Source organism: Arthrobacter tecti, assembly GCF_054511355.1.
On sequence record NZ_JBTNCT010000016.1, the window covers coordinates 70,352 to 80,533 of the forward strand.

9 protein-coding genes and 1 pseudogene are annotated in these 10,182 nt (G+C 65.2%); 2 read left to right on the forward strand and 8 right to left on the reverse strand.

Going from position 1 to position 10,182, the window contains the following annotated elements; all coding sequences use genetic code 11:
* Window positions 1-15: 15 nt before the first annotated feature.
* The 6 genes from ACX80C_RS15545 to ACX80C_RS15570 are packed head-to-tail and all read right to left on the reverse strand — an operon-like array spanning window position 16 to window position 7,687.
* Complete coding sequence (locus tag ACX80C_RS15545) at window positions 16-756, reverse strand: GntR family transcriptional regulator (RefSeq protein ID WP_459327357.1); 741 nt, start codon at window positions 754-756, stop codon at window positions 16-18.
* Window positions 722-2,359: a dipeptide ABC transporter ATP-binding protein gene (locus ACX80C_RS15550; protein WP_459327358.1), complete on the reverse strand. Its 1,638-nt coding sequence runs from the start codon at window positions 2,357-2,359 to the stop codon at window positions 722-724. Before ACX80C_RS15550 ends, ACX80C_RS15545 begins: the two co-directional genes overlap by 35 nt.
* Window positions 2,343-4,154, reverse strand: coding sequence for a gamma-glutamyltransferase family protein (locus tag ACX80C_RS15555; RefSeq protein ID WP_459327359.1), 1,812 nt, complete (start codon window positions 4,152-4,154; stop codon window positions 2,343-2,345). The genes ACX80C_RS15550 and ACX80C_RS15555 overlap by 17 nt, the downstream gene beginning before the upstream one ends.
* A 9-nt stretch (window positions 4,155-4,163) precedes the next feature.
* Entirely contained in the window at window positions 4,164-5,063 is a 900-nt protein-coding gene (locus ACX80C_RS15560) for an ABC transporter permease (RefSeq protein WP_459327360.1), read from the reverse strand.
* The gene (locus tag ACX80C_RS15565; protein ID WP_459327361.1) at window positions 5,063-6,016 is read right to left on the reverse strand and encodes an ABC transporter permease; all 954 of its coding nucleotides are present in this window, start codon (window positions 6,014-6,016) and stop codon (window positions 5,063-5,065) included. The genes ACX80C_RS15560 and ACX80C_RS15565 overlap by 1 nt, the downstream gene beginning before the upstream one ends.
* A 3-nt stretch (window positions 6,017-6,019) precedes the next feature.
* On the reverse strand, window positions 6,020-7,687 hold the full coding sequence (locus ACX80C_RS15570) for an ABC transporter substrate-binding protein (RefSeq protein ID WP_459327362.1): 1,668 nt from the start codon (window positions 7,685-7,687) through the stop codon (window positions 6,020-6,022).
* Window positions 7,688-7,845: 158 nt separating this feature from the next.
* On the opposite strand from ACX80C_RS15570, the gene ACX80C_RS15575 reads away from it, so the two are divergent.
* Window positions 7,846-8,562: a YoaK family protein gene (locus ACX80C_RS15575; protein WP_459327363.1), complete on the forward strand. Its 717-nt coding sequence runs from the start codon at window positions 7,846-7,848 to the stop codon at window positions 8,560-8,562.
* Here the strand turns inward: ACX80C_RS15575 and ACX80C_RS15580 are convergent.
* The gene (locus ACX80C_RS15580) at window positions 8,559-9,296 is read right to left on the reverse strand and encodes a GAF and ANTAR domain-containing protein (RefSeq protein WP_459327364.1); all 738 of its coding nucleotides are present in this window, start codon (window positions 9,294-9,296) and stop codon (window positions 8,559-8,561) included. The two genes, ACX80C_RS15575 and ACX80C_RS15580, sit on opposite strands and share 4 nt — an antisense overlap.
* A gap of 62 nt (window positions 9,297-9,358) precedes the next feature.
* On the opposite strand from ACX80C_RS15580, the gene ACX80C_RS15585 reads away from it, so the two are divergent.
* Window positions 9,359-9,655: a GNAT family N-acetyltransferase gene (locus tag ACX80C_RS15585; protein WP_459327365.1), complete on the forward strand. Its 297-nt coding sequence runs from the start codon at window positions 9,359-9,361 to the stop codon at window positions 9,653-9,655.
* Between the two features lie 33 nt (window positions 9,656-9,688).
* Here ACX80C_RS15585 and ACX80C_RS15590 read toward each other — a convergent pair.
* Window positions 9,689-10,072: pseudogene (locus ACX80C_RS15590) on the reverse strand (DUF1992 domain-containing protein); the annotation flags it as partial.
* Window positions 10,073-10,182: the final 110 nt, after the last annotated feature.

Genomic DNA, 10,182 nt, shown 5'->3' on the forward strand with positions numbered 1-10,182 from the left:
GGGACACCGTCCGAATCAGTCAGGGTCGGAGGCGAACCGGGACAGGTAGCCCTGCCGCGACTGGTGCACGTGGCCGGCCATCAGCTTCTCGGCCTCGGCGGCGTTTCCGGCGTCGATCGCGGCCATGATGCTCCGGTGTTCGGTCCAGGATTCCTTGCCTCGGGTGTCCACGTCCGTGGCGTAGAGCCACTCGATCTTCCCCGAGATCTGGCGCAGCAGAGCGGTCAATGACGCACTCCCGCTCAATTCCGCCACGCCCAGGTGGAACCGCATGTTGAGTTCCGGCAGCAGTTCCAGACGGTTCTGGGCTACGGCGGTGTCCCCTTCGTCGAGCACGCCCGCCAGCACCTTCCGGGTCTGCCACCACTCGACGCTCGGTGCACCGGAGTCGAACTGCGCTGCAGCCCGGCGTGCTGCCCGCCGGGCAGTTGCCGATTCCAGTGCTTCACGCACGAAGAAGAGGTCATCGGCGTCGTCGACCGGGATCTTTGACACCGTGGACCCGGCGTACGGCTTGGACTCCACGAACCCCTCAGCCTCAAGGGCCCGCAACGCCTCCCGGACCGGCACCCGCGAAATCCCGTACTTGGAGGCAAGTGCGGTCTCGGTCACGCGGGTGCCCGGAGGCAGCGTGCCGAGGATGATGTCCTTGCGGATTTCATCCTGGACGCGCTGCTTCGGCGGGGCGTCCTCGCTGGAAACCCGCTGCTCGGTCCCAGTCTCAGGCTGCAAACGCTGCCCCGGGAATCGCTTCAAGTAACTCCTCGGTGTATTGGGCTTCGGGGTGAAGGAATACCTTGTCCACGCTGCCCTCCTCCACCACGGAACCGGATTTCATCACCAGCACGTTGTGGGCGATCTGGCGGACCACGGCGAGGTCGTGGGTGATGAACAAGTAGGTCAAACCCAGCCTATCCTGCAGCTCGGCGAGCAGGCCCAGAATCTGGTCCTGCACCAGCACGTCGAGTGCTGAGACAGCCTCGTCGCAGATGATAAGTTCCGGCTCCAGTGCAAGCGCACGCGCTATGGCAACACGCTGCCGTTGCCCGCCGGAAAGCTCGTTCGGCCGCCGCTGGGCCAGGGAGTGCGGGAGTGCCACCTGGTCGAGCAACTCAGCCACGCGGCGTCGTCGGCTGCCCTTGTCTCCAACCTTGAAGATGCGCAGCGGCTCATCGATAAGGCGCTCGATGCTGTGGGTGGGATCCAGGGAACCGTATGGGTCCTGGAACACGGGTTGCACCATCCCGCGCAGCGCCCGGCGTTCGGAGCCGCGGCTGGCTGTAATGCTTTTACCGTCCACCAGCGCTTGCCCGGCCGTCGGGGTTTCAAGGCCGAGGATGATCCGCGCGACGGTCGTCTTCCCTGACCCGGATTCACCGACGACGGCGGTGGTGGTCCCCCGGTTGACGCTGAAGGACACGTTGTCCACCGCGCGCACGGTACCGCCGCGCTGACCGCGAAGAGCGAACTCCTTGCACAGGTCCTGCACTACGAGAATAGGAGCCGGACCGGCAGGGGATGCGGCGCTTGATCCAGGCGCATCGACCTGGAGCGCCGCCGTCACGGACGGCGCCGCGGCCACAAGCTTCCGTGTGTACTCCTCTTGAGGGTTCAGCAGGATCTCGCGCGGCGTGCCGACCTCCACGATCCGTCCCTCCGCCATGACGATGATGCGATCCGTGCGGTCGGCTGCCAACCCGAGGTCGTGGGTGACGAACAGCAGCGAGGTTCCGCGTGCGTCGACGAGGGTCTGCAGGTGGTTGAGGATCTGCCGCTGGACGGTCACATCCAGTGCGGACGTCGGTTCGTCCGCAATCAGCAGGTCGGGCTCCCCTGCGAGCGCGACGGCGATGAGGACCCGCTGCCGCATGCCGCCGGAGAACTCGTGCGGGTACTGGCCATAACGGCGCTCCGCGTCCGGAATGCCCGCCTCCGTCATGAGTTCGACGGCCCTGCGCTTCACCTCCGCTCGCCCGCGCAGCCCGTTGCTCATGAGCGCATCGGCAATCTGCGCGCCGACCTTCATGGCAGGGTTCAGGTTGGACATCGGGTCCTGTGGCACGAGGCCGAGGCGCTTGCCGCGGATGGATCGCATCTGCGTTTCGGAAGCGCCGGCAAGGTCGAGTGCGTCCCCGCCTTCACCGAGCACGATCGATCCGCCGGTGATGTGCCCCTCGCCCGGCAGCAACCGGAGGACGGCGCCGATGGTCGTCGACTTTCCTGAGCCGGACTGACCGACGATCGCCACCCGCTCCCCCTTCTTCAGGTCGAAGCTGACCCTGTGCAGCACCGGCGCACCGCCGAAGCTGACTTCAAGGTCCCGGATGCTCAGGATGTTCCCGCTAGCGTCCTGCTGCATAGCCCTGCACTCCTCGGGGGTTCGCGGCGGCCATCAGGACGCCGGTGGATGGGTCGCTGACAACACAGGACAGGCGTCCGAGTGCCCAGTCCCCCGCGCGTGTGAGGATGTGTCCGCGCTTTTCGAGGTCCGCGAGGACGTCCTCCCCCAGGCGGTCCTCGACAACGGCGCCGCCGGGCTCCCAGGTGCGGGGGAAGAACGAGCCGGGTATCGACGTCGTATGCAGTGACGGCGCATCGATGGCCTGCTGCGGTGAATAGCCGCCCACTATGGTGCGGAGGATGTAGAGCAGTTGCCACTGGTCCTGCTGGTCACCGCCGGGTGAACCGAGCGCGACCACCGGCTTTCCGTCCTTCAGGATCAGGGTTGGGGTGAGGGTAGTGCGCGGGCGCTTGCCCGGTTCCAACGACGACGGCGCCCCCTCCTCCAGCCACGTCATCTGCAGCCGGGAGCCGAGGCAGAACCCGAGTTCGGGGATGGTCGGCGAAGACTGCAGCCAACCGCCCGAGGGCGTCGCGGAAACCATATTCCCCCACTGGTCCACAACGTCGATGTGGCAGGTGTCGCCGCGGGTCTCGCCATCGCGGGAAACTGTGGGCTCTCCCACCCCGGCGAAGCCGCTTTCTCCCGCGAACGACGGCGGCCGGTAGCCGGTCCGCAGTGGCGGGGTGAACGGCGTGTGCCCGGGGACCGTTCCTGGCCGGAATTCGGTGGACGCCTGATCGCCGATCAGCGCACGGCGTTCGGCTGCGTACTCCCCGGACAGCAGGTGGTCCATTGGCACGAATGCGTCCCCATAATAGGCCTCGCGATCGGCGATGGCGAGCTTCTGCGCTTCAAGTATGGTGTGCGCGCCGAGGGCCGTGGACGGGTCCAGGTGATCGTCGTCGAATCCGTCGAGGATGGCGAGAGTCTGCAGGAGTGCGGGGCCCTGGCCCCACGGGCCGGTCTTGGCGATGGTGTACCCGCGGAATTCAAAGGTCGTGGGTTCCTCATATCCAGCCTCGAACGCGGCGAAGTCCTCAAGGCTCATCACCCCGGCGTGATCCTGCCCGGAGGAGTGCCGGTGCGGGGTCTTGATGAATTCCACGGCGGCCTGTGCAACGAAGCCCGTCCGCCATTCCCGGCGGGCGGCGTCGATGCGCTCCTCGCGGGACGGCGACTGGGACCCCGCCTCGACCAGCCTGTCGAGGACAGCCGCGTACGCCTCGTTCTTCACGACCTCGCCGTCAGCCGGAATCTTTCCGTCCGGCATCCACAGGGCCGCCGATGTTGGCCAGTGCTCATTGAAGAGGTCCTTCACGGCGTTGATCGTTGCACCCACGCGGCCAACGATCGGGTGTCCGTTCCGGGCGTACCCGATCGCGAAAGCCAGGACGTCACCCAGTTCCCAGGTTCCGTGGTCACGCAGCAGCAGAAGCCAGGCGTCGACGGCGGCGGGAACGGCGGCGGCCAGCGCACCGGCGCCGGGCACCAGTTCCAGGCCCTCGGCGAGGTAGTGCTCGCGGGTTGCGGCAGCCGGTGCCGGCCCCTGGCCCATCAGGACAACGGGCTTGGACGGGTTCTCCGCCGTCGCGAAGACGCCGGTCATGTCGCCGCCGGGTCCGTTGAGGTGGGGCTCCACGATGTGGAGCACAAACGCCCCGGCAACCGCGGCATCGAAGGCGTTGCCGCCGCGCTCCAGGACCGCCTGTGCTGACGCCGTTGCCAGCCAGTGGGTCGAGGCGCTCATCCCGAAGGAACCCTGCAGGGTGGGGCGCGTGGTGAAGGAATCCGGTGTTGTGAATGACGTCATGGAAACAATCTACTTTCGACGGGTGTTGGTCGGATCGAGGGCGTCGCGCAGAGCATCGCCGAAGAGGTTGAAGGCAAGGCAGATCACCGCAATGCCGATACCGGGGAAGATCGCGGCTGTGGGCGAGCGGAAGATGTACTGCTGGGCGTCGGAGAGCATGATGCCAAGGCTCGGCGTGGGCGGCTGGATGCCGAGGCCGAGGAAGGACAGCAGCGCTTCGCCGATCACGGCAACCGGCATGATGACGGTGGCCTGGACGATGATCGCCGAAGTCGCGTTCGGCAGCACATGCTGGGCCATTATCCGCAGCCCGGAGGCGTCCATGGTCTTGGCTCCCAGCACGAAGTCGCTCTCCTTGATCCGCAGCGTCTCTCCGCGAACCACCCGGATCATCGTCGGTATCTGCGCGATGCCCAGGGCGATCGCCGCGTTCGCCAGGCTCGGTCCGCTGATTGCGGCGAGCCCGACGGCGATGATCAGGAAGGGGAAAGCCAGGGTGACATCCGTGAGGCGGGAGATAACGGCGTCGAACCCTTTCCAGTATCCGGCCAGCAGGCCCAAGGGAGTGCCGATCAGCACCGCGAGGAGAACCGACAGCACACCCACCTGCAGCGACGCCTGGATGCCGAAGAGCATGCGGGAGAAGATGTCTCGGCCCAGATCGTCGGTCCCGAGGATGTAGCCCACAGTGAGCGGCTGCTGGAACGGGGTGTCGAAGTGCACTTCCGCCGGGTCATAGGGTGCGATCACCGGTGCAAGGATCGCAGCAAGAACGACGACGGCGAGCAGCACCGCGCCGGTCATGCCCAGCGGGTTGGTGCGTAGCCGCCGCCATACCCTGCCGCGGCCGGTGCCGAGGGTGGAACCAGAGGACTCTGCCGTCGTCGTGACGGTTTCGGTCATTGCCATCAGTTGCTGCCTCCGACTCGGATTTTCGGGTTGACCACGGAGTAGAGAATGTCCACGGCCAGGTTGATGACGATGTAGCTGAGGGTGATGATGAGCACTACTGCCTGGATGACGGGGTAGTCACGGGTGAAGACGGCGTCGAGGGTGAGCTTGCCGAAGCCGGGAAGGGCGAAGATGCGCTCTGTGACAACGGCCCCGGAGATGAGCCCGCCGAGCTGCAGTCCAACGATGGTCACGACGACGATCAGTGAGTTCCGCAGTCCGTACCGCAGCAGCACCCGGCCCCTGCCAAGACCCTTGGCGCGGGCGGTCCGGACGTAGTCGGTGCTCATGGTCTCGATCATGGAGGCGCGGGTCTGCCGCATGATCACGGCCGCCAGTCCGGTGCCGAGGATGATTGCCGGCAGGGTGAGGTAGTAGATGCCGCGCAGCGGTTCCGCCATGACATCCACGTACCCGGAGGCCGGGAACCAGCCGAGGAACACCGCCAGGTAGAGGATTGCCAGGATGCCGAGCCAGAAGTTCGGCACCGAGAGGCCGATCAGCGCAAACCCGTTGGCGATCCACTCGGGCCAGCGGCCCCGGTACCGTTCGGCGATGACCCCGAACAGGATACCGACGACGACGGCCACCACGATCGCGTACGCCGAGAGCCACAGGGTGACGGGCAGCGTCGTCGCAATCAGCTCGGTGACGGGGGTGCCGGTGCGGGTGGATTCACCGAAGTCGCCGCGGAGGATGTTGCTGATGAAGGTGAAGTACTGGACGAGGAGGGGCTGGTCGAGCCCCAGGTCGGCGCGGATGGCTGCGAGCTGTTCCGGCGTCGCTTCCTCGCCTGCCATTGCAAGCGCCGGATCGCCCGGCAGCTGCCGCACGCCGATGAAAACGACGATCGAAGCGAGGACCAGCGTGAGCGCGGATTGCCACAGCCTGGTGAGCAGGTAACGGGTCATGCGTCAGTCCTCTTCCTTGAGTTCCTGAGGGTCGGCAAGGAACGCGGCGTTGCTCAGGTGCACCACGCCGTCGGCGAAGGTTTCGATGCCGGCAACGTTGTTGGTATAGGCGGTGAGACTGCGCTGCCGGTACAGGTAGATCAGCGGGTTGTCTTCCTGGATGCGCTGGACCACCTGGCCGTACAGTTCGGCGCGTTCGCCGTCGTCGTTGACCTGGGCTGCGCTCCGCAGCAGCTCGTCGACCTCCGGGTTGTTATAGCCCGAGTAGTTGTTGCCGCCGCCCGTGGAGAGGAAGTTGAACATGTTGCCGTGCGGATCAACGCGGCCGGACCAGCCGAGCTGGAGCATCTCGAAATCGCCGCGGGACTGTACGTCGAGGAGCGTTGAGTACTCGACGGGCAGGATGGTGAGCTCGAATCCTCCGTCCGCAACCGCCGCCTGCAACGCCTGGGCGAACCGGAGGGTGTCCGGGGTGTTGCTGACCTGCATCTCGATGGCGTACGGCGTTTCGATACCGGCTTCCTCCAGAAGGGCTTTCGCGCCTTCAGGATCGTAGGGCGGGCAGGCCTCGCTGAGTTCGGAGCTGAACGGGCTGGAGGGGGAGATGGGCGAGCAGGCGGGCTGGAACCAACTGTTGAAGACGGTGTTCACCAGCGCCTCCCGATCAATCGACATGGACAACGCCATGCGGACGGCAGCTTCCTGGGCGAGTGGGGTGCCGATCTCGCCGACGGGCTCCCCCACGCCGTCGGTGTTGCCGACGTTGATGGTCAGGCCCTGGTAGCCGAGCGACCCGACCTGCAGCACGCCCACGCCGTCCTCCTGCATAAGGGCATCGATGTCCTGTGGCGAAATGGTGTCGGCGACCTGCACGTCGCCGGAGCGAAGGTTGGCGGCGCGGATGTTCGCATCGGTGATGATCCGGTAGGTGATGGTGTCAAGGTGGACGTTCCCGGCGTCGTAATAGAGCGGGTCGCGTTCCACCTTGATCGAGGTCTGCGGCACCCGCTCCACGAACTTGAACGGGCCCACACACACCGGGTGGTCGCCGAAGTTCTCCCCGGTTTCCTCGAGCGCCTTGGGTGAGAGCATCATTCCTGCGCGGTCGGCGAGCGCAGCCGTCAGCGGTGCGAAAGGTGTTTCGTACGTGATTTGGACGTGGTTTTCATCCACCGCCTCGATGCTGCTGATCGGACCCAGTTCACTCTTTCGGGAGGATTCCTCGAGCGTCAGGTGCCGCTCCAGGGTAGTCCGGACAGCTTCGGCGTTGAATTCGGCGCCGTCAGCGAAGACGGCATCGTCCCGGAGCGGGATGGTGACGGTGAGGCCGTCGTCGGAGACTTCGGGCAGTTCGGTGGCCAGCTGCGGAACCAGTTCACCTTCGGCGTCGATGTCATAGAGCTTCTGGCACATGGTTTGCATGACGTAGCGCGTGTAGAGGGATGACGACGTCGTGGGGTCCAGGCGGTCAGGCTCCGCCGAGAGCGCCATCACCAGGTCACCGCCCTCGCGGATCTCCAGGTCTCCGATGGGAATCGAGGTGACTTCTTCCCGCTCGGGCGGGGGTTCCAGAGCCTGGATGGGTTGGCAGGCGGTCGCAGCGAGTACGACGGCGGCGCCTGCCGTTACGGTCTGGAGCAACCTTCTACGCGGGTGGCTGCTGATTCTCATGCAAATCCTCTGGTCGAGTCACGGCTCTGTGCGTCGGGAAACTGTCTTCCATTCTCCGCTTCAGCGAGAAATTGAATACAATTCTGTGAACGAGCCTAAGCTTCGTATACATTCATTACAAGATTGTTTCCGAACTTTCCCACCGAGAAGGAACCCGAATGCCCACCAAGCGAGTGTCGACCGACCGCCTCCATCTGGCACTGATGCTGGTGCTCACCTTCTCAACGGGAGTGGTGGACGCCGTCGGTTACCTGGGACTCGACCGGGTTTTCACGGGCAACATGACCGGCAACGTGGTGCTTTTGGGAATGGCTGTGGCCGGCGGGAATGACCTCCCTGTTCTGCGGCCGGCCCTCGCACTGCTCTTCTTCATGGTGGGCGCGCTTCTCGCCGGCCGGATGCTGCGGAAGGCGCCCGAAGGGTGGTCGGCGCGCACCAGTGTGGCGTTCGGGGCGGTGGCGCTGGGCACTGCGGTGATTGCCGTCGTCGTCGGGTTGGTGGAGGTCAGCGCTGACGAGGTGCTGGGCAGCGCTGTCACCTCAGGGCTGGCAACGGTGATGGGGATTCAGGCGGCCGCCGCGAAGCGGTTGAAGGTGGCGGAGATTACGACCGTCGTCGTGACCTCGACCATCACCGGGCTCGCGTCGGATTCGCGGCTTGCCGGGGGTAAGGGAAAGTTTTGGGTTCGCCGAGCGCTGGCTATCCTGCTGATCGGCCTCGGTGCGGTGGCGGGCGGATTCGCGCTGCTGATCGACCTGTGGGTGGGCGTAGCGATTTCGGCGGTGCTGACCATTATGGTGACGCTGCTCGGACACCTGCGCTACCGGCGCGACCGGCGCCATGCCGACAGGGATCTGGTGGAAGCGGCGCCTTAGGCGTCGAAATGCGTGGCCGGGCCGGTGTCGTTTACGGACAAGACAACCGCCGCGGCTATGGCGTGCAGCTCGACGTTGCGCGCATTGGATGCAGCCTTGAGGATGCTGACGGCCTCGTCCTGACTGCAGCGGTTCTGGCCCATGATGATGCCGACGGCAAGGTCGATGGTTGTGCGGTTCTCCATCGCGGCGGTCAGGTTGTCCGTGTGCTCCACGAGGGTTGCCACGCGCAGCGCAAGCTGCATGGATCGGGACGCCTTGTGGGCGAACTTTTCTGCCGCCTCGATGTGGGTGCTGTTGAAGATGTGCGCTTCGCGGCAGTAGAGGTCGAGTCCGGCATTCGCCGCTCCTTCGAGGATGACGGGGACACCGAGGGCTGAACGAAGGCCATGCTCAACCACTGCGTCCGCATAGTCGCCGAACCGGTCCTCCGTCCGGAAATCCTCCACAACCACGGTGTAGTGCTCACGGGCAGCACGCAGGCACGGACCGTCGTCGAACGCGTACTGGATCTCGTCCATGGCTTTCGCCTCGTCGCTGCTGCTGGCCACGGTTCCTTCGTGCTTGGGTCTGAGGAGGGTGACGGCAGCGTAAATGGTTTTTCCGGTTGCCGCGGAGAGCTCACGTGCAGCGACCCGAACCATACCGTCGAGAAACTCCCTGATGCCGGCACTTTCAAGCACCAGGTCCTGCAGCTCGTGCCGGACCGACTCCTCATCAATAGCGTGGGTCACGTCGATCCGCCTCTGCTCGGTATAGCCTGAGGTGAACAGTCTACTTACTATCTGGAGGTGCCGTGGACAAGAACGTGGACGCACAGGTTTCCAACAACGCCGAAGCAGGGCGCTATGAGATCAGCCTCGACGGGAAGCCTGCTGGTTTCGCGGAGTACCGGTTGAAGGATTCGCGGGTCATCTTCACGCATACCGAGGTCGATTCCGCGTTCGAAGGCCGCGGTGCCGGCAGCACCCTCGCCCGGTACGCGCTGGACGACGTTCGCTCACGCGGCCTCCAGGCTGCTCCCCTGTGTCCCTTCATTGCTGCGTACATCGAGCGGCACCCCGAGTACCAGGACATCGTCGCGAAGGATTAGCCGCGTGCTCTGGTATGGAGCCGTGAACACGATCTAAGTACGACGACGGCGCCACCACGGTGGGCGCCTCGCCCCCTCCCTCTGGGGTTTCCCCGCGGTCCCGTCCTGGTCTTCCTGGTCTCCCTGCGCGTGTTCTCCCTGCGCCGTGCGGACGGCGCGTCGTTCACGCCACCGCACAAGTTCCGCTTCGACGTCGCGGGTTTTGGTGACCACCGGTGGACCACCAAGCAGCTGCCTGCGCGCTTCGATGACCTGGCGGTTGAAGTCCTCGAGCGTTTCGCGGACCTTCGCCTCGCTGTACTGGCGGTCAAGCTCGGCATCCAGCTCCGCGTCTTCTTTACGCAGCCTGAACGGGGCAGGTGCGAGGCCGGAGAGTTGCTCCCGTTCGATTAGACCCTTCACCCACCAGTCGGGATCTAGATGAGTGAGTCCTATTAGGCGGTTGCCGCGTGGACGCTGTTAATCGAAGGCGGAGGGTGTTAAACCCAGTTTGTGAAGACAGACCTTAACACCCTCCTGACCACACT

What these genes read in the sequence shown, in the direction of transcription:
- ACX80C_RS15575 (WP_459327363.1), top strand. Translation starts at nt 7,846, where the DNA reads ATGCCCACCAAGCGAGTGTCGACCGACCGCCTCCATCTGGCACTGATG.
- ACX80C_RS15570 (WP_459327362.1), bottom strand. Translation starts at nt 7,687, where the DNA reads ATGAGAATCAGCAGCCACCCGCGTAGAAGGTTGCTCCAGACCGTAACG.
- ACX80C_RS15550 (WP_459327358.1), bottom strand. Translation starts at nt 2,359, where the DNA reads ATGCAGCAGGACGCTAGCGGGAACATCCTGAGCATCCGGGACCTTGAA.
- ACX80C_RS15560 (WP_459327360.1), bottom strand. Translation starts at nt 5,063, where the DNA reads ATGGCAATGACCGAAACCGTCACGACGACGGCAGAGTCCTCTGGTTCC.
- ACX80C_RS15555 (WP_459327359.1), bottom strand. Translation starts at nt 4,154, where the DNA reads ATGACGTCATTCACAACACCGGATTCCTTCACCACGCGCCCCACCCTG.
- ACX80C_RS15565 (WP_459327361.1), bottom strand. Translation starts at nt 6,016, where the DNA reads ATGACCCGTTACCTGCTCACCAGGCTGTGGCAATCCGCGCTCACGCTG.